Annotated in this window: 15 protein-coding genes and 3 tRNA genes; 12 read left to right on the forward strand and 6 right to left on the reverse strand. The window is 69.7% G+C overall.

The window, feature by feature from the left end; genetic code table 11:
* Positions 1 to 386: 386 nt before the first annotated feature.
* Complete coding sequence (locus DVK07_RS00375) at positions 387 to 917, forward strand: hypothetical protein (protein ID WP_121595201.1); 531 nt, start codon at positions 387 to 389, stop codon at positions 915 to 917.
* A gap of 64 nt (positions 918 to 981) precedes the next feature.
* Here DVK07_RS00375 and DVK07_RS00380 read toward each other — a convergent pair whose 3' ends face one another.
* The gene (locus DVK07_RS00380; protein WP_121595202.1) at positions 982 to 1,878 is read right to left on the reverse strand and encodes a hypothetical protein; all 897 of its coding nucleotides are present in this window, start codon (positions 1,876 to 1,878) and stop codon (positions 982 to 984) included.
* Between the two features lie 307 nt (positions 1,879 to 2,185).
* On the opposite strand from DVK07_RS00380, the gene DVK07_RS00385 reads away from it, so the two are divergent.
* The 4 genes from DVK07_RS00385 to azf all read left to right on the forward strand — a co-directional run bounded on the left by DVK07_RS00385 (position 2,186) and on the right by azf (position 7,091).
* On the forward strand, positions 2,186 to 2,740 hold the full coding sequence (locus DVK07_RS00385) for a hypothetical protein (protein WP_121595203.1): 555 nt from the start codon (positions 2,186 to 2,188) through the stop codon (positions 2,738 to 2,740).
* A gap of 80 nt (positions 2,741 to 2,820) precedes the next feature.
* Positions 2,821 to 5,598 (forward strand): DNA mismatch repair protein MutS, encoded by a 2,778-nt coding sequence (gene mutS / locus DVK07_RS00390; RefSeq protein WP_121595204.1) that lies wholly within the window; start codon positions 2,821 to 2,823, stop codon positions 5,596 to 5,598.
* Positions 5,599 to 5,668: 70 nt separating this feature from the next.
* On the forward strand, positions 5,669 to 6,019 hold the full coding sequence (gene sepF / locus DVK07_RS00395) for a cell division protein SepF (RefSeq protein WP_121595205.1): 351 nt from the start codon (positions 5,669 to 5,671) through the stop codon (positions 6,017 to 6,019).
* A 169-nt stretch (positions 6,020 to 6,188) separates the two neighbouring features.
* Entirely contained in the window at positions 6,189 to 7,091 is a 903-nt protein-coding gene (gene azf, locus DVK07_RS00400) for an NAD-dependent glucose-6-phosphate dehydrogenase Azf (RefSeq protein ID WP_121595206.1), read from the forward strand.
* 42 nt (positions 7,092 to 7,133) lie between these two features.
* Here the strand turns inward: azf and DVK07_RS00405 are convergent, their stop codons facing one another.
* Both DVK07_RS00405 and DVK07_RS00410 read right to left on the reverse strand, forming a co-directional pair.
* Positions 7,134 to 7,820 (reverse strand): hypothetical protein, encoded by a 687-nt coding sequence (locus DVK07_RS00405; protein WP_121595207.1) that lies wholly within the window; start codon positions 7,818 to 7,820, stop codon positions 7,134 to 7,136.
* 169 nt (positions 7,821 to 7,989) lie between these two features.
* Complete coding sequence (locus tag DVK07_RS00410; RefSeq protein ID WP_233565351.1) at positions 7,990 to 8,268, reverse strand: hypothetical protein; 279 nt, start codon at positions 8,266 to 8,268, stop codon at positions 7,990 to 7,992.
* A 462-nt stretch (positions 8,269 to 8,730) separates the two neighbouring features.
* Here DVK07_RS00410 and DVK07_RS00415 point away from each other — a divergent pair, with 462 nt between their 5' ends.
* Positions 8,731 to 10,566 (forward strand): cation:proton antiporter, encoded by a 1,836-nt coding sequence (locus DVK07_RS00415; RefSeq protein WP_121595208.1) that lies wholly within the window; start codon positions 8,731 to 8,733, stop codon positions 10,564 to 10,566.
* A gap of 539 nt (positions 10,567 to 11,105) precedes the next feature.
* Here DVK07_RS00415 and DVK07_RS00420 read toward each other — a convergent pair.
* Positions 11,106 to 11,178: transfer RNA gene (locus DVK07_RS00420), tRNA-Arg, on the reverse strand.
* Positions 11,179 to 11,426: 248 nt separating this feature from the next.
* Here DVK07_RS00420 and DVK07_RS00425 point away from each other — a divergent pair.
* The 3 genes from DVK07_RS00425 (at position 11,427) to DVK07_RS00435 (ending at position 14,463) form a co-directional block, all read left to right on the forward strand.
* Positions 11,427 to 12,929, forward strand: a complete 1,503-nt coding sequence (locus DVK07_RS00425; RefSeq protein WP_121595563.1) for a single-stranded DNA binding protein — start codon at positions 11,427 to 11,429, stop codon at positions 12,927 to 12,929.
* Between the two features lie 97 nt (positions 12,930 to 13,026).
* Positions 13,027 to 13,458 carry a histone family protein gene (locus DVK07_RS00430; protein ID WP_121595209.1) on the forward strand — a complete coding sequence of 144 codons (432 nt, stop codon included), beginning with the start codon at positions 13,027 to 13,029 and terminating at the stop codon, positions 13,456 to 13,458.
* Entirely contained in the window at positions 13,459 to 14,463 is a 1,005-nt protein-coding gene (locus DVK07_RS00435) for a histone deacetylase (RefSeq protein WP_121595210.1), read from the forward strand.
* Between the two features lie 191 nt (positions 14,464 to 14,654).
* On the opposite strand, the gene DVK07_RS00440 is transcribed toward DVK07_RS00435, so the two are convergent.
* Positions 14,655 to 14,727 (reverse strand) — tRNA-Asp (locus DVK07_RS00440).
* A gap of 29 nt (positions 14,728 to 14,756) precedes the next feature.
* Positions 14,757 to 14,829 (reverse strand) — tRNA-Asp (locus DVK07_RS00445).
* Positions 14,830 to 15,105: 276 nt separating this feature from the next.
* Between DVK07_RS00445 and DVK07_RS00450 the strand changes: the two genes are divergently transcribed.
* Genes DVK07_RS00450 through rpoB form a run of 3 tightly spaced genes read left to right on the forward strand, consistent with a single transcriptional unit; the run spans position 15,106 to position 18,730 of the window.
* The gene (locus DVK07_RS00450) at positions 15,106 to 15,336 is read left to right on the forward strand and encodes a DNA-directed RNA polymerase subunit H (protein WP_004599097.1); all 231 of its coding nucleotides are present in this window, start codon (positions 15,106 to 15,108) and stop codon (positions 15,334 to 15,336) included.
* The gene (locus tag DVK07_RS00455) at positions 15,333 to 16,898 is read left to right on the forward strand and encodes a DNA-directed RNA polymerase subunit B'' (protein ID WP_008444332.1); all 1,566 of its coding nucleotides are present in this window, start codon (positions 15,333 to 15,335) and stop codon (positions 16,896 to 16,898) included. The genes DVK07_RS00450 and DVK07_RS00455 overlap by 4 nt, the downstream gene beginning before the upstream one ends.
* A 2-nt stretch (positions 16,899 to 16,900) precedes the next feature.
* Entirely contained in the window at positions 16,901 to 18,730 is a 1,830-nt protein-coding gene (rpoB, locus tag DVK07_RS00460) for a DNA-directed RNA polymerase subunit B (RefSeq protein WP_121595211.1), read from the forward strand.
* Positions 18,731 to 18,733 lie beyond the last annotated feature (3 nt).

Below are 18,733 nucleotides of genomic sequence, written 5' to 3' on the forward strand. Positions count from 1 at the left end.
TCCCCCGACCCGCCCCCCGTCCGCGCTGGGCTGACCGAATCGGTTACTCTCCCCTCCGAGGGATACCGACGTAGTTACGCGCTCCCACGCCACCGTCGAACGGCCGATTCCAAACGGTAAAAGGTCTCATGCCGCAGGTCAAAGATCGCGTTCGACCGGCGGTCCGACGCTCCTACCCCGGTAGGTTTTGGCGGTAGGACGCCCGTACCGCGGTCCCCGAACGCGGCACGAGGGCCGTACCCGTCGCGTCGAATCCGACAGGAAGCGCGTACTTTCTCTGCTCGATCGGCGGTCGTCGCGGCCGGCGGCCCATACATATACCCTCGTCCGACGCAGTGGGCGACAGAACTCGGGCGCCGCGAGCGCGGCCGCCCGGAGGCCACTTCATGAAACTCCGAAACGACGTGTTACCGGCCGAACAAGTGTATTCCATCCTCGCGAACGAGCGCCGACGGCGCGCGATCGAACAGCTCGGCGCCGTCGGCGGGACGGTCTCGGTCAACGAGCTGTCGACGCTCGTCGCGGGCCGCGAGACGGGCGAGAGCCCGCCGCCGAAGCGCTGCCGCGAGAGCGTGTACACGTCGCTGGTCCAGACGCACTTGCCGAAGCTGGCGGACGCGGGCGTGATAACGTACGACCGCGAGACGCAGACCATCGATCTCTCGCGACGCGCGCGCGACGTGCGGCTCTACACGGAGATTCTCGCGCCCGGCGGCGCGACGTGGTCGGAACTCTACCGCGCGCTCGCCGTGGGCTCGCTGCTCGTCGTGCTCGCGGCGCTCCTCGACGTCCCGCTCGTGTCGGCCGTCGACCCGATCCTCTGGACCAGCCTCGGACTCGGCGCCTTCGCCGCCGCCAGCGCGGTCCAGCTGTGGGTCAACCGCTTCTCGGTGCTCCGGCAGCTTCGGCTCCGGTGACCGGGCTCGAAAAAGGCTCCTTCTCCGTCGTACTCCGCTCTCGTATCCGAACCGTCGGTCTCCCCTACTCGGCGGCGGCCGCGACCGACTCCGGGAGGCGCAGTTCGAACAGCCGCGCGTCGCAGCCGGCGCATCGTCCGGCGACCACGTCGTAGCTCGAACAGCAGGACTCGACGACGCGCTCTTCGAGCCCGACTTCGCCGGCGCAGCTCGGACACTCGTCGACGAACAGCCTGAGCGCGCCGAGCACCGCGCTGCGGTCCGCGAGCGCCAGCGTCGTCCAGTCGCCGCGGGTCGCCGTCAGCACTCGGTCGGCCGCGACGTCCGCCCGGAACGCCGCGCGCGACTCCCAGTGGCCGATCTTCTCGTCGCCCGCGTACGCGAACCCGACGCCCTCGTACCAGTCGATCGCCAGCTCGTCGGCGTCGATCCCGGTGAGCGTCGCGAGCGCCGCCACGTCATCGCGGTCGCTTCGGTCCCCGCCGACGCCAGTGTCCCTCGGCTCGCCCGTCGCTGCCGCCCGCCATGCCGACGCGAACTCGGGCGCGAACGCGAAGTCGTCGCCGGCGGGCGTCTCGACGAGGACGCCGGCGTCGAGCAGGTACGTCTCCGGATCGACCTCTCCCGACGGACGGGGGGATATCCCCCTCGAACCGGGCGTTTTCCCGAACAGCGCGAGGACGCGCTCGGGGAGATACCGCTTCGTGAGCTCGGGCGTGCCCGGCACCAGGTAGCCGCGAAGCCAGACCGCCGCGAGCGCGGCGCCGAACCCGGCCGCGCCGAGGAGCGGCGCGCCGACCGCGGCCACCGCGGCCGCCCCGCCCGCCGCGATCCCGACGTTAACGATCGTACAGGGGAGACAGCGGTTCTCTCCGGTGTATTCGGGCTGTCGGAGTCGGTCGACGGCGACGCGCGCGGGTCGTCGGAGGCGATCGGCGGCCGCGTCTCGTAACGCGTTCATATCGGTTCGGACGGCGCGTACCGACCTATGTATGCGCCGCCTACCGCCGCGTTCGCACTCTACCGACGCCGCGGGTTAGCCACCGCCGCCGCGGGCCTCTCTCCCTCCAATCGTTACAGAAAAATTATGGTATCGAACAAAATCAGCTCATTAATCGAGCCCTCATTTCAAAAATGCCACAAAACCGGATTTCAAACTTTTTGTGTGTGTTTTATCGATCGAACTTTATTGCGATCCCAGTCGGCGAATTAATAGAAAGTGATATGTAATGTCGGCTTAATATATTCACAGTTCAAACGGGTGAGCCATGACACCACAACTTATCGGGTCGGACGAGCCCTCGCCCGCTGACGCGGACGGTCCGTCGCGCGACGAGGTGTTCACGGCCCTGAGCAACCGACGGCGCCGGAACGTGATCAAGTATCTGAAGGCTAACGGCACCGAGGCGCGCGTCCGCGACATCGCCGAGCAGCTGGCGGCGTGGGAGAACGACCTCGAGATCCCCGAGGTGACGTACAAGCAGCGCAAGCGAGTGTACACGGCGCTTCACCAGTCGCACCTCCCGAAGCTGGCCGCCAGCGGCTTCATCGACTACGAGTCCGACCGGGGGTTGGTGTCGCTCACCGAGGAGAGCCGCCAGCTGGAGGTGTACCTGGAGATCGTCTCGGACAACGAGATCCTCTGGAGCGAGTACTACGTCGGGCTCGCGGTCGTGTGCGGGCTGCTGGCGACGGCGGCGTGGGGGGGCACCGTCCCGTTCGCCGGAGTCCCGGGGTACGCGTACGCGGTCCTGTTCGCGCTCGTGTTCGGCGTCTCCGGGATCGTCCACCGTTCGTCGACGAGGCGGAACCGGCTGAGGTAACTCCGCGCGGACGCGCTGGACGTCCGAAACCGCGCGGACACCCGCAGGGTTTTAGCCGCGCACGGCGGGAGTACGGACATATGGCAACGGGGATCGTCGGGGAGTTCCTCGATCTCAAGGCGGAGACGGACGCGGACGTCCTCGCGATGCAGTGCGGCGACTTCTACGAGTTCTTCGCGGACGACGCCGAGTTAGTCGCGGACGAGCTCGACCTGAGCATCTCGCAGAAGTCCTCCCACGGCTCGTCGTACCCGATGGCGGGCGTGCCGCTGTCGGAGCTGACGCCGTACGTGAACGCCCTCGTCGAGCGCGGCTACCGGGTCGCGGTCGCCGACCAGTACGAGACCGACGGCGGCGACCACGCCCGCGAGATCGTCCGGGTCGTCACGCCCGGTACTGTCCTCGAGACGAGCGACGACGACGCGCGCTACCTCGCGGCCGTGGTCCGCGAAGCGGACGCGGCCGGGGGCGCCGGCGCGACCGCGGACGCCGACGCCGACGGCCCCTACGGGCTCGCGTTCGCGGACGTGACCACCGGCCGCTTCCTCGCCACGACGGTCGACGACGGCGGCGACCTGCGCGCCGAGCTGTACCGGTTCGACCCGGCGGAGGTGCTGCCGGGGCCCCGTGTCCGTAACGACGACGGGATGCTGGAAGCGGTCCGCGAGGACCTCTCTGGGCGCGTGACCGCCTTCGACGCGGAGGCGTTCGCGACCGGCCGCGCGCAGCACGCGGTGCGCGAGCAGTTCGGCCGCGAGACGACCGACAGCGTCGGGCTCGACTCGGAGCTCGCGGTCCGGGCCGCGGGCGCGGTCCTCTCGTACGTCGAGGAGACGGGCGCGGGCGTGCTGGCCTCGATGACCCGCCTCACCGCCTACGGCGCCGACGACCGGGTCGACGTGGACGCGACCACCCAGCGCAACCTGGAGATCACGGAGACGATGCGGGGCGACGCCGACGGCTCGCTGTTCGACACGGTCGACCACACCGTCACCGCCGCGGGCGGCCGGCTGCTCCGGGAGTGGCTCACTCGCCCGCGCCGGGACCGCGAGACGCTCTCCGCCCGCCTCGACGCGGTCGAGGCGCTGGCGTCCGCGGCGCTCGCCCGCGACCGGATCCGCGAGGTGCTCGGCGACGCCTACGACCTCGAACGGCTCGCGGCGCGCACGACGAGCGGGAGTGCGGGCGCGCGGGAACTGCTCTCCGTCCGCGACACGCTCGCGCTGCTGCCCGACCTCGCGGACGCGGTCGACGACACCGCCCTCGCCGACTCGCCCGCGGCCGCCGTCCTCGATCGCGTCGACCGCGACGCCGCGGCCGCCCTGCGGGCCGAACTCGCGGACGCCCTCGCCGAGGACCCGCCGAAGGCGAAGACGGGCGGCGGGCTCCTCAAACCCGGCTACGACGACGAGCTCGACGAGCTGATCGAGCGCCACGAGGCGGCGAAGTCGTGGCTCGACGGGCTCGCGGAGCGCGAGAAGCGCGAGCACGGGCTCAGCCACGTCACGGTCGACCGCAACAAGACGGACGGCTACTACATCCAGGTCGGGAAGTCGGTGGCGGACCAGGTCCCGGAAGGCTACCGAGAGATCAAGACGCTGAAGAACTCCAAGCGGTTCGTCACCGACGAGCTCGACGAGAAGGAGCGGGAGGTCCTCCGCTTGGAGGAGGCCCGCGGCGACTTAGAGTACGAGCTGTTCGAGGAGCTCCGCGAGCGGGTCGCCGAGCGCGCCGAGCTGCTTCAGGACGCCGGACGGGCGGTCGCCGAGCTCGACGCGCTCGCCTCGCTCGCGACCCACGCGGCCCGCCGGAACTGGACGCGCCCGGAGCTGACCGCGGAGCGCCGCCTCGACGTCGAGGCCGGCCGGCACCCCGTCGTCGAGGGGACGACCGACTTCGTCCCGAACGACCTGCGGCTCGACGCCGAGCGCGGCTTCCTCATCGTCACCGGCCCGAACATGAGCGGGAAGTCGACGTACATGCGGCAGGCCGCGCTGATCCAGCTGCTCGCGCAGGCGGGCTCGTTCGTCCCCGCCCGCGCGGCCGAGGTGGGGCTCGTCGACGGCATCTACACCCGCGTCGGCGCGCTCGACGAGCTGGCGCAGGGCCGGTCGACGTTCATGGTCGAGATGCAGGAGCTGTCGAACATCCTCCACTCGGCGACCGAGGACTCGCTCGTCATCCTCGACGAGGTCGGCCGCGGCACCGCGACCTACGACGGCATCTCCATCGCGTGGGCCGCGACCGAGTACCTCCACAACGAGGTGCGCGCGCGGACCCTCTTCGCCACCCACTACCACGAGCTGACGACGCTCGCGGACCACCTCCCCCGCGTCGCGAACGTCCACGTCGCCGTCGACGAGCGCGACGGCGAGGTGACGTTCCTCAGGACCGTCCGCGACGGGCCGACGAACCGCTCGTACGGGGTCCACGTCGCCGACCTCGCGGGGGTCCCGGGCCCAGTCGTCTCCCGCGCGGACGAGGTCCTCGACCGGCTCCGCGAAGAGAAGGCGATCGAGGCCCGCGGCTCGCGGAGCGGGGGGACCGGCGACGGAGCCGGCTCCGGGGGGGACGGCGGGGGCGGCACGCAGCAGGTCGTCTTCGACCTCTCGTCCGGGTCGTTCTCGGGCGACGGGGCGTCCGCCCCCGACGAGGGGGCGAGCGCGCCCTCCCGGAACGGGGGCGGCGCGGCCGAGTCGGCGTCGACGCCGGGGGCGACGGGCCCCGACGCCGAGCCGGCGCGGCTCGACCCCGAGACCCGCGCCGTGATCGAGGAGCTGCGCGACGTCGACGTCGCGGCGACCCCTCCGGTGGAGCTGCTCTCGCGGGTCCAGGAGTGGCAAGAGCAGCTGGAGTGAGCCGAGCGCGGCCGGGCCGCCCGGTGTGTCTGACGTAAGAACTAATGTCTAACCTCGTCGTGTGGTGTGTATGGGCATCATGAGCAAGATCCTCGGCGGGGGTGGGAGCCGCTCCGTCGACGATTACGTCGAGCTCGACGCGGACGACTTCGCCGACGCGCACGCGGAGACGGGCACGCAGGTACACTTCGCCGAGATCGGCGACCAGAGCGACGTCATCCCGATCAAGGACGCGGTGTACGACGGCGACTTCGTCATCGCGGACATCACCCGCCACTCCACGTCGGACCGGACGATAGAACACGTCTACGACGAGCTCCGTCAGGTGGTCCAGGAGGTCGACGGCGACATCGTCCAGAAGGGCGACGACCAGATCATCGTCGCCCCCACCGGCGTCAAGGTCTCGCGGAAGAAACTTTGACATCCTCCCCGCGCTGAAGCGCGAGGCTTTCTCCTCGATTCTCCGTAAGCGCCGCATTCCGGCGGTCTCGCACCGCCTCTCCGTCTGCCGTCCCGCTTTTCCGAACTCGATTCGGTCCCACCGGTCGAACCGTGTCATATATGCCGTTCTCCCGCCCACGTAGAGTCGAATGGACGAGCCGGTCCTCCTGACGGGCGCCGGCGGACGGGTGGGACAGGCCATCCTCCGCGGTCTCGGCGACGAGTACGACTGGCGGCTCCTCGACCGCGAGCCGCTCCCGGCCGCGAAGGTGCCCGACGGGGTCACCGACGCCGACCGGTACGTCGCCGACATCACCGACGAGCGCGCCGTCCGCGAGGCGGTCGCCGACGTCGGCGCGGTGATCCACCTCGCCGGCGACCCCCGGAAGACGGCGCCGTGGGACTCCGTCCTCCGGAACAACATCGACGGGACGCAGGTCGTGATGCGCGCCGCGGCCGAGGCCGGCGTCGAGCGGTTCGCGTTCGCCTCCTCGAACCACGCCGTCGGCGGCTACGAGACCGAGGACCGGACCCCGGACCTGTACCGCCCCGAGGACGACTACCGGCTCGACGGCAGCGAGCTCCCCCGCCCCGGCAACCTCTACGGCGTCTCGAAGGCGGCCGGCGAGTCGCTCGGGCGCTTCTACCACGACGAGTACGACATGAGCGTCGTCTGCGTCCGCATCGGGAACCTCACCAAGGACCACCCGCCCCGAGAGTACGAGCGGGGGCAGGCGATGTGGCTCTCGCACCGCGACTGCGCGCACCTGTTCGACCGCTGTCTCCGAGCCGAGTACGGCTACGAGATCGTGTACGGCATCTCGAACAACGACCGTCGCTACTACTCCATCGAGCGCGCCCGCGAGGCGCTCGGCTACGACCCCGCCGACAACTCCGCCGACTACACCTTCGAGGGCAAACCCAAGTCCGACCGCGACACCGAGGCGGACGGCGATCGCTACGACGACGACTCGTTCGCGTCGGACGCCGATCGGCCCGCACCCGAGTCGCCCGCCGAACCCAACTTCCCCGCCGACCCGGACGACGCCTGACCGGCTCGACGGGCCGTTGCCCGTCTTTCCGCGCCGAATCGGCTAAAACAGGCCGTCGACGTCGCGCCGCTTCCGCGCCTCGCGATCGACGTGATCGCCCAGCCGCGCGGCCACCTGCGGCCGCGCGTCCGGCGTTCGGAGGTACGCGAACAGCAGTTCGGCGAACTCGGTCCGTCCCGTCCCCCGCTCCTCGCGAGCGAACTCCGCCGCGGCCACGAGGGCCTCCGGATCGCCCGGTTCGCCCACTCTCGCGAGCGCCGTTGCCGCGACGCCGGCCGCGGCGAGCGACAGGCCGTCGAAGTCAGGCGTCTCGTCGTCGATCCGGATCCGCGGCGCGGTCGCCGAATCCGCCTTTTCGGGGGCCGAAGCGAGCCGCTCAGCCCACTCCCGGACGGGACCTAGCTCGACTCCGCGCGGATCGGAGACATTCGCCAGCGCCGCGACGGCCTCGTCCGCGCGCTCCGCCGCTCCGGATCGGTCGCCGTCGCTCGCGCGGTGCGTCGCCGCCGCGGTCGCGGCCAGCCCCCGACGCAGTCGCTCGCCGTCGTCGGGCGCGTCACCGTCGGCGCCGCTGCCGCCGTCGTCGGTCGGTCGCCGTTCACCCTCCCAGACGTCGCGCGCCGCGAGGAATTGGCCATCGTTGAACAGCGCGGCCCCGGCGGTGATCGCGACTGACGCGGAGGGCGCGTCGCGTGGGTTTCCGTTCTGCCCGGCGTCGCGGTCGGTCACGCCTCGCGGTCGGCGGCGGCGACTGATAAATGCCGAGTTCCGCGACCGGAGAAGCGGAGGCTGAAACGGCAGCGGGGAGGTGGAGGCTGAAACGGCAGCGGGGAGGTGGAGGCTGAAACGTCAGCGGGGAGGTGGAGCGGCGCAGCGGTACTCGCCCGCGCCGGATACGTCAGGCCTCTCTGATGGCGCCGTCGTCGTCCGGCAGGCGGAACGTCCGGTCGACCGCGTTCGGGTGCCGTCGGTGAATCACCGCGCCGGCGACGGCGCCGCAGAGGGTCGCCAGCGCGACCGCAGCGGCGGTCGGGAACGAGAGGACCGCGACCGTCGCCACCGGCAGCGCCGCGAAGGCGATCATCGCGCCGCGCGACGGGAGCGGTTCGGACGGGTGCGGGCCCGCGTACGGGTCGGGGTGGTCGGTGCGTCTGGAGGGGGATCGGTCTGGGTTCATCGTCGGATGTGGATCGGGACGCGAGGCGGGCGCCTCGCGGTCTGCGTCGGTTCGGCCGCCGGCGACCGCACCGCGCGGTCTCCGGGCGGCGAAGCGGAGTCTGGGAGCGTCCGGGAGACGACTCGCTCGTCACGGTGGACGAGCCGGCCGTCCCCGCGTCGGGGTCACGCGGCGACGGCGCCGAGGAGAGCGGCGACCGGTCCGCGGGCCCGTTTCCGGACGCTCCGGCGGGGGGCGAACGTGGGGATGGGGTCGCGGACGGTCATGGGTTCGACCCGGCGGTGGGGGACCGGCCGGGCGTGGTACCACCGAGTGACGGAACCGAGTTAATAGTTGTTTGTGTGTGAGATACAATAGCGTGCTTTCCCTGTCGTCCCGGTCCGGCCGACCGGCGCGCCCACCAGTACACTAAGGGATACGGGGCGCGTATCCCCGATAGACGTGTCCAGTAGCCTGCTGCCGGTGATCGCGGTGATACTCGTGTCGGGGCTCGCGGTCCAGCTGCTCGCTCACCGGCTCCGGGTACCGAGCGTCATCTTCTACCTCGCGATCGGGGTGGTGTTGGGGCCCGAGCTGCTGGGGCTGGTCACGCTGGAGACCTTCGGCGACGGACTGGAGATCATCGTCGGGCTCAGCGTCGCGATCATCGTCTTCGAGGGGGCGTTCGCCCTTCAGTTCGACCGGATCCGGCGCGCGTCGACGGTGTCGCTCCGGCTGGTGACGGTCAGCGCGGTCGTGATGTTCCTCGGCACCGCGGCGGCGGTCCGCGCGTTCACCGACGGTACGTGGGAGATCGCGCTGCTGATCGGCGCGCTGCTGGTGGCGACCGGCCCGACCGTCATCACGCCGATCCTCAACGTGGTCCGGGTTCGGGACCACGTCGCGACCGCGCTGGAGACGGAAGGGATCGTCAACGACGTGACGGCCGCGATCGTCGCGGTCGTCATCTTCGAGACGCTGCTGCTCGACGACCTCGGCGTCCCCGCGACGGTGCTGTCCTTCCTCCAGCGGTTCGGCGTCGGCGTCGCCGCGGGGCTGCTCGCCACCGTCATCATCTACGTGTTGCTGGACAGCGACCTCGTCCCCGAACGCGACGTCCAGGCGTCGCAGTTCCTCGTGCTGGCGGCCGCGATCGGGTCGTTCGCGGCCGCCGAGGCGGTCGCAGCGGAGGCCGGCATCGCGGCGGCGGCGACGAGCGGGATCCTCCTCGGCAACCTCGGTATCGACAACCGCGAGGAGATAGAGAAGTTCGCGGAGAACACCACTTCGATCGTCCTCTCGTTCGTGTTCATCTCGCTCGCGGCGCTGATCGACGTCGAGGCGATCGCGGGGCTCGGCCTCGGCGTGGTCGCGCTCGTCGCCGTCATCATGCTCGTCCTCCGGCCGCTGGGGGCGTTCCTCGCGACCGTCGGCGTCGAGCGGTTCACCCGGCCGGAGCGGCTGTTCATCGCGGGCGTCGGGCCGCGGGGGATCATCCCGGCGAGCGTGGCGACGCTGTTCGCCATCGAGTTAGAGCTCGCGGGCAGCGTCGCCGCCGGCGAGCTGCTCGTCGGCACGGTGTTCGCGGTCATCTTCGCGACGGTCCTCGTCGAGGCGGGGCTCGCGCGGCAGATCGGAGAGTTCCTCGGAGTGTCACCTATGCGCACGATAATCATCGGCGGGGGTCGGGTCGGCCAGGCGCTCGCCACGCGACTGGAGAACAGGAGCGAGTACGTCGTTATCGTCGAGTCGGACCCGGACGTCGTTGAGCGCGCGCGCTCGGAGGGGTACACCGTCTACGAGGGGGACGGCAGCGACACGGAGACGCTGCGCGGCGCCCACATCGAGGACGCCAAGCGGTTCATCACGACGACGAGCGACGACGACATCAACCTCCTCGCGTGCCAGCTCGCGATCACCAAGTTCGACGTCGCCTCGGTGTACTCGCGGGTGAACGACCCGGACAACGTCGACGCCTTCGACAGCATCGGCGTCACCGGCATCGACGCGACGACGGCGACCGCGGTCGCCATCGACGACGAGATCGAGCGGCCGGCGCTCACCCACTGGATGAACGAGCTCGGCGACAGCCACGACGTTCAGGAGGTGGAGGTGACCTCCGCGGAGCTCGCGGGCAAGAGCATCCGCGACCTCAACGCGCAGATCCCCGACGGCACCTTCGTCGCCGTCGTCAGCCGCGACGGCGAGAATCACGTCCCCTCGGCGGACACCGTCCTCGAAATCGGCGACCACGTGACGTTCATCGGCGACACCGACGCGGTCCGCCGCGCGATGGACCGCTTCCACCCGCACGATTAAGACGTGAACTATATCGTTCGGACCGTCCGGGGAGGAACGAATGAGGCAGATGACCTGATGCTGGACTGTTTATAAACTCCCGACGACGGCGCGGCGAACACCGCCAAAGCCCCAGTCGCGAGGACTCGGTGCGCTCGCTGCGGTCCTCAGTCGGTCGCTAACGCTCCCTCCTTGCGGTCCTTGCTTCGCGCGCCTTCGTCCTCGCGACTGCCCCTTTGAGTCCCGCCCGGCACAGCGACCGCACCTCACGCCTCCCCAGCCTCGCGGCTCGCTCGGGGCTCCCTTCGGTCGCCCTCGCTCGCCGCGTCCCTCGCGCGTGCGACTCGCAGCCTGACGGCTGCTCGTCGGCACGCGCCACCGCAGAACCAAGTATCACCGAACGTGTCGCGTAGGACCCACACACTGCTCGCAACCGTCGTAACGTCGTAATTAAAGAACGTCCTGACGGAGTCCCACGCGAGCGAAGCGAGCGTGGGGCAAGTCAGGACGCGAACGCCGAAGCAGGCGCTCCGCGATGCGGAGCGCCTGCGAGAAGTGAGCGTCCTGACGGAGATTTGAACTCCGGTCCCTGGCTCCGCAAGCCAAGAGGATAGTCCACTACCCTACCAGGACTCATCTCATCGTACCGCGGTGGAACATAAGACGGTTACGGTCCGGCGGCCGCGTGCCTGCGGGTCGCACGCACTCCCCGCGCGGGATGAACACCTTTTGTACCGACGGGCCCCATGCGCCTCTATGAGACGCCTTCGAGCCGCGAGCGCGACCCGAATCGGTCGCTCCGGCGACCGGTCGGCTTCCGGCGCGAACCCCGGGCAACGGCAACGTGTATCCGCGAACTCGCCGTCCACGGAGGGACGAGTATGGGAGCCATAGAGGAGGTGTACGAGGACCTCGACACGGACGTCGAGTTCGAGGAGTTCGAGGCCGCCGTCGAGGACAAGGTCGAGCAGATGGGCGGGCTCGCCGACGAGGAGACCGCCGCGATGCTCATCGCGCACGAGCTGCGAGACGAGGAGGCCGACACCATCGCCGACATCGAGCCGGGGATGAACGACGTGAAGTTCCTCGGGAAGGTGACCGCCATCGGCGAGGTCCGGACCTTCGAGCGCGACGACGAGGAGGCCGAGGAGGGCCGCGTGTGTAACGTCGACGTCGCCGACACCTCCGGCTCCGTCCGGGTCGCGCTGTGGGACGACATGGCCGCGGCGGCCGAGGAGGAGCTGGAGGTCGGCCAGGTCCTCCGCGTGATGGGCCGTCCCAAGGAGGGGTACAGCGGCCTCGAAGTGAGCGCCGACAAGGTCGAGCCCGACGAGGACGCCGAGGTCGACGTTCAGGTGCTCGACACGTACCGCGTCGAGGACCTGACGCTCGGCGCGTCCGACGTCGACCTCGTGGGGCAGGTGCTCGACACCGACTCGATCCGCACGTTCGACCGCGACGACGGCAGCGAGGGGCGCGTGGCGAACCTCACGGTCGGCGACGAGACGGGACGCGTGCGCATCACGCTGTGGGACGGCAAGGCCGACCTCGCCGAGGAGTTCGACGCCGGCGAGGTCGTCGAGGTCGGCGACGGCTACGTCCGCGAGCGCGACGGCGACTTAGAGCTCCACGTCGGCGACCGCGGCACCGTCGAGCGCGTCGACGAGGACGTCGAGTACGTCCCGGAGACGACCGACATCGCGGACTTGGAGATCGGCGAAACCGTCGACGTCGGCGGCGGCGTCATCGAGACCGACCCCAAGCGCACCTTCGACCGCGACGACGGCAGCGAGGGGCAGGTCCGCAACGTCCGGATCAAAGACGAGACGGGCGAGATCCGCGTCGCGCTGTGGGGCGACAAGGCCGACCGCGAGATCGAGCTGGCCGACCGCGTCGTCTTCACCGACGTCGAGATCCAGGACGGTTGGCAGGACGACCTGGAGGCGTCCGCGAACTGGCGCTCGACCGTCACCGTCCTCGACGAGGGGAGCGACGCGGCGGCCGGCGTCGCGGACGGCGCGGCCGGATCCGGCGCCGCGGGGGGCGACCGGGCCGCCGGAGACGACGACCGCGACGCGAGCGAGACCGGTCTGGGCGCCTTCGCCGAGGACGGACAGAAGGCGGCCGCGGAGGCCGTCGCGGGCGAGAGCGGCGACGACGAGGGAGCCGGCGCGGGCGGCGGCGCCGCGGCCGCGACGGCGGAGCGCTCGAGCGAGGACGTCGAGTTCACCGGGACGGTCGTCCAGACCGGCGACCCGGTCGTCCTCGACGACGGGCAGCGGACGAAGACGGTCGAAACCGACGCGAGCCTCCGGCTCGGCGAGGAGGTAACCGTCCGCGGGCCGGAGCGCGACGGCACCATCGACGCCGACGACGTGTTCTGAGGCGGACGCGTCTTCTGCCCCCGACGGTCGCCGTCCGGATCCGGCGGCGATGCGGCTAACGGAAAGCGTTATACGATACACGGACGCGACTGTGTGTATGAGTGTCGAGTTGCCGTTCGCGCCGGTCGACGGGATCATCCGGCGGAACGCGGGGGAACTCCGGGTCAGCGCGGACGCCGCCGAGGAGCTCGCGCGACGGATCCAGTCGCACGGCGCGGACCTGGCCGTCGACGCGGCCGAGAAGGCGACCGCGGACGGCCGGAAGACGCTGATGGCCGCGGACTTCGGCGTCGAGCAGGTCGTCAGCCGGGAGGACCTCACGCTGCCGGTCGCGCCGATCGACCGGATCGCTCGGCTCCGGATCGACGACCGCTATCGCGTCGGCGTCGACGCGCGCGTCGCGCTGGCCGACATCTTAGAAGACTACGCCGACAACGTCGCGAGCGCGGCCGCGACGCTGGCCCGCCACGCGGACCGACGAACGGTACAGGCCGAGGACATCGAGACGTACTTCGCCCTCTTCGAGTAGATGCGGTTCGGCTACAGCGAGCGGTGTCTCGACCACGACACCGGCGAGCGACACCCGGAGAACCCGGACCGGCTCCGCGCGATCCGCCGCGGGCTCACGAAGCGCCACGGCGTCGAGTACGTCGAGGCGGACCCCGCGGAGAAGTCGGCGGTCACGGCGGTCCACGACGCCGACTACGTCGACGAGCTGGAGTCGTTCGTGGCGGACGGCGGCGGGAGCTGGGACCCCGACACCGTCGCCAGCGACGGGACGTGGGACGCCGCGCTCACCTCCGCCGGACTCGCACAGTGGGCCGCCCGCGAGGCGCTCGACGGCTCGACCGGCCGACGGACGCCGTTCGCGATCGGCCGCCCGCCGGGCCACCACGCCGTCACCGACGACGCGATGGGGTTCTGCTTTTTCAACAACGCCGCCGTCGCGGCCCAGACCGCGCTCGACGAGGACCTCGCCGACCGCGTCGCGATCTTCGACTGGGACGTTCACCACGGCAACGGCACGCAGGACATCTTCTACGACCGCGGCGACGTTCTCTACGCGTCGATCCACGAGGACGGACTGTACCCGGACACGGGCGACCTCGACGAGACCGGCGAGGGGGACGGCGAGGGGACCACCGCGAACCTCCCGCTGGCGGCCGGCGCCGGCGACGCCGACTACCTGTACGCGGTCGACGAGGGGATCGCCCCCGCGGTCGACCGGTTCGACCCCGACCTGCTGATCGTCTCGGCGGGGTTCGACGCGCACCGCCACGACCCCATCTCGCGGATGCGCGTCTCCTCCGAGGGGTACGCGCTGCTGACCGACCGGATCCGGACGCTCGCCGACGACGTCGGCGCCGCCGACGCGTACGTGCTGGAGGGCGGCTACGGCCTCGACACGCTCGCCGAGGGGGTCTCGATGGTTCACGAGACGTACGACGGCCGGACGCCCGTCGACACCGACGAGGACCCGGACGATAAGACCGAGGCGCTCGTCGACGACCTGCGGGCGGAACTGGATCTGTAGGCTGCGGTCTCGCTCGTCGCTGTCGCTCCTCGTTCGTTTTGCGGCAGTGAAAGACGGTCGGAGCGGGATTTGAACCGAAATCAGACGTGCTCGCTCACTCCGTTCGCTGCGCGCGACTGATAGGGTTCAAATCCCTGTGCGACCGTTTTCGACGAACGGCTCGCTCCGCTCACCGTGTTGTTCGTCGAAAACGCCCGGAGCGGGATTTGAACCCGCGTCACGACCGTGACAGGGTCGTATGATGGGCCACTACACCATCCGGGCAAACAGCGACAGCGCCCCGAAAGAGGGGACGCCCGGAGCGGGATTTGAACCCGCGTCACGACCGTGACAGGGTCGTATGATGGGCCACTACACCATCCGGGCTTGTCGCATCAGTTCGTACCCCTGTCTGGCAAATAAGGCTTGTCATCCCTGACGGGAGTGCGGGTCGGTGACAGGGAATCGGGACGTCCGAGCCGGGACGCCGAGGGGGCAATCGGGGTCGCGGCCGGTATGCTTTTGTGTCGACCTCGCGTGTGTGGGAGTGTCGAACGCCCCGGCCCGTGAGCCGCGCGCGGCAGCGCTTGGTAACTCTTATGCCGCTGGCGTATATACGTATCTGTAGTATCTCGTGATAGCTTCTCCCCACCACCAGCACCCATGGTAGACGTAAGCCAACACGAACTCGTCCCGGACCACGTCCTCCTCGACGACCCCGAGGAGGTCGAGGAGGTCCTGGCGGAGTACGACGTGAAGAAAACGAACTTACCGAAGATCAAACGCACGGATCCCGCGCTCCCCGACGAGGCCGAGGTCGGCGACGTGGTGAAGATCGTCCGCGACTCCCGAACGACCGACGAGGCGGTCGTGTACCGATTAGTCGTCTCATGAACAGGCAAGACCGACGCGTGGTTTCACGCGAGTACTTCTCGGACGAACGGCTCGCCGAACACCACTTCCGCTCGTTCAACAACTTCCTGGACCGCGGCATGCAGGAAGTGGTCGACGAGAAGGAGACCATCGAGACGGACATCGGCGACAAGGAGGGACAGGAGCCGGTGTACGTCGAGCTCGGCGACGTGCGGATGGTCACCCCGCGCGTCCGCGAGGCCGACGGCTCCGAGGAGCTGCTCTACCCGCAGGAGGCGCGGCTCCGCAACATCACCTACTCGGCGCCCGTGTTCATGGAGATGTCCATCGTGCGCGGCGGCGAGGACGAGCCCGAACAGGTCGTCGACACGACCGAGACCAAGGTCGGCCGGATGCCGATCATGGTCGGCTCGAACAAGTGTAACATGGCGGGATTCTCCGACGAGGAGCTCATCGACATCGGCGAGGACCCCGTCGACCCCGGCGGCTACTTCATCGTCAACGGCTCCGAGCGCGTGCTGATGACCTCGGAGGACCTGGCGCCGAACAAGATCCTCGCGGAGTACGACTCGAAGTACGGCGACGAGATTCAGGTCGCCAAGACGTTCTCCCAGCGCCGCGGGTACCGCGCCTTGGTGCTCTGCGAGCGCAACCGCGAGGGGCTGCTCGAAGTGTCGTTCCCGTCCGTCTCGGGTTCCATCGACTTCGTGACCCTCGTCCGGGCGCTCGGGCTCGAATCCGACGAGGAGATCGTCCACCGCGTCTCGGACGACCCCGAGATCGTGAAGTTCATGCTGGAGAACTTAGAGGAGGCGGACGTCCAGACGACCGAGGGCGCCATCGAGACCCTCGGCGAGCGCGTCGCGAGCGGCCAGGGGAAGAACTACCAGCTCAAGCGGGCGAACTACGTCATCGACCGCTACCTGCTCCCGCACCTCCACGAGGAGGGCGTCGACGAGGAGGACGTGCGGATCAACAAGGCGTACTACCTCTGCCGGATGGCCGAGGCGTGCTTCGAGCTCGCACTCGACCGCCGGGAGGCCGACGACAAGGACCACTACGCGAACAAGCGCCTGAAGGTCTCCGGCGACCTGATGCGCGACCTGTTCCGCACCGCGCTGAACAAGTTAGCGCGCGACGTGAAGTACCAGCTCGAACGCGCCAACATGCGGAACCGGCAGCTCACGGTGAACACCGTGGTCCGCTCCGACGTGCTGACCGAGCGGCTCGAACACCCGATCGCGACGGGGAACTGGGTGGGCGGCCGCTCGGGCGTCTCCCAGCTCGTCGACCGGACGGACTACATGGGCGTGCTCTCGCACCTCCGGCGCCTGCGCTCGCCGCTGTCGCGGTCGCAGCCGCACTTCGAGGCGCGGGACCTCCACGCGACCCAGTGGGGTCGCATCTGTCCCTCCGAGACGCCGGAGGGACCGAACTGCGGGCTCGTGAAGAACTTCGCGCAGGCGATGGAGCTGTCGCAGACGGTCGAGGACGAACAGGGGCTGAAACGAGAACTGGCGTCGATGGGTGTCGAGGGGATCCCCGGCATTGAGGGCGTCGAACGACAGACGGCGGACGACTGATCATGGCACAAGCAGAACGCGAAGCGAAGGTGTACGTCAACGGGAGCCTCGTGGGCACCCACGAGAACCCGGACGAGCTCGCCGAACAGATACGCGAGGCGCGCCGCCGCGGCGACGTCTCGGAGATGGTGAACGTCTCGGTGAAAGACCGGACCCGCGAGGTCATCGTCAACGCCGACGCGGGGCGGGCGCGGCGCCCGCTCATCGTCGTCGAGAACGGCGAGCCGCTCCTCGGCGACGAGGAGATCGAGGCCCTCGAACGCGGCGACGTGGAGTTCGAGGACCTCGTCGAGCGCGGCTACGTCGAGTTCATCGACGCCGAGGAGGAGGAGGACATCCTCGTCGCCGTCGACGAGGAGGACGTGACCGAGGACCACACGCACCTCGAGATCGACCCCCAGCTCGTCTTCGGCATCGGCGCGGGGATGATCCCGTACCCCGAGCACAACGCCTCGCCCCGGATTACGATGGGCGCGGGGATGATGAAGCAGTCGCTCGGGCTCCCCTCCGCGAACTACCGGATCCGGCCGGACACGCGTCAGCACCTCCTCCACTACCCGCAGCTGGCGATGGTGAAGACGCAGACGTCCGACCAGATCAGCTTCGACGAGCGGCCGGCGGCGCAGAACTTCGTCGTCGCCGTGATGTCCTACGAGGGGTTCAACATCGAGGACGCCTTGGTGATGAACCAGGGCTCCGTCGACCGCGCGCTCACCCGCTCGCACTTCTTCCGGACCTACGAGGGCGAGGAGCGCCGCTACCCCGGCGGCCAGGAGGACCGCTTCGAGATCCCCGAACAGGACGTGCGCGGCGCCCGCGGCGAGGACGCGTACACCCACCTCGACGAGGACGGCCTCGTCAACCCCGAGACGAAGGTGGACGAGTCCTCGGTGCTGCTCGGCAAGACCAGCCCGCCGCGCTTCCTCGAAGAGCCCGACGACATGGGCGGGCTCTCCCCGCAGAAGCGCCGCGAGACCTCGGTGACGATGCGCTCGGGCGAGTCGGGCGTCGTCGACACCGTGACGCTGATGGAGGGCGAGGACGGCTCCAAGCTCTCGAAGGTGAAGGTGCGCGACCAGCGCGTCCCCGAGCTGGGCGACAAGTTCGCGTCCCGACACGGCCAGAAGGGCGTCGTGGGCCACCTCGCGCCCCAGGAGGACATGCCGTTCACCGAGGAGGGGGTCGTCCCCGACCTCGTGATGAACCCGCACGCGCTGCCGTCGCGGATGACGGTCGGCCACGTGCTGGAGATGCTCGGCGGTAAGGTCGGCTCGCTCCGCGGCTCGCGCGTCGACGGCACGCCGTTCCAGGGCGAAGACGAGGAGGAGCTCCGCGACCAGCTCGAGGAGCACGGCTTCGAGTCCTCCGGCAAGGAGGTCATGTACTCCGGCGTCACCGGCGAGAAGATCGACGCCGAGATCTTCGTCGGGACGATCTTCTACCACAAGCTGTACCACATGGTGTCGAACAAGCTCCACGCCCGCTCGCGCGGGCCGGTCCAGGTGCTCACGCGCCAGCCGACCGAGGGGCGGGCCCGCGAGGGCGGGCTGCGCGTCGGGGAGATGGAGCGCGACACGATCATCGGTCACGGCGCGTCGATGGTGCTCAACGAGCGGCTGCTGGAGTCTTCCGACGCCGAGACGGTCCACGTCTCCGCGGAGACCGGGCTCGTCGCCGTCGAGGACCGCGAGCAGCGCCGCGTGTACGACCCGGTGACGGGCGACGAGGACGACATCCACGAGCTTGAGGTCAGCTACGCGTTCAAGCTGCTGCTCGACGAGATGATCGCCCTCGGCATCCGACCGAAACTCGAACTGGAGGACGCGATTTAGATG

Origin of the sequence: Halorubrum sp. Atlit-26R, from assembly GCF_003666015.1 — an archaeon.
Taxonomy (GTDB): Archaea; Halobacteriota; Halobacteria; order Halobacteriales; family Haloferacaceae; genus Halorubrum.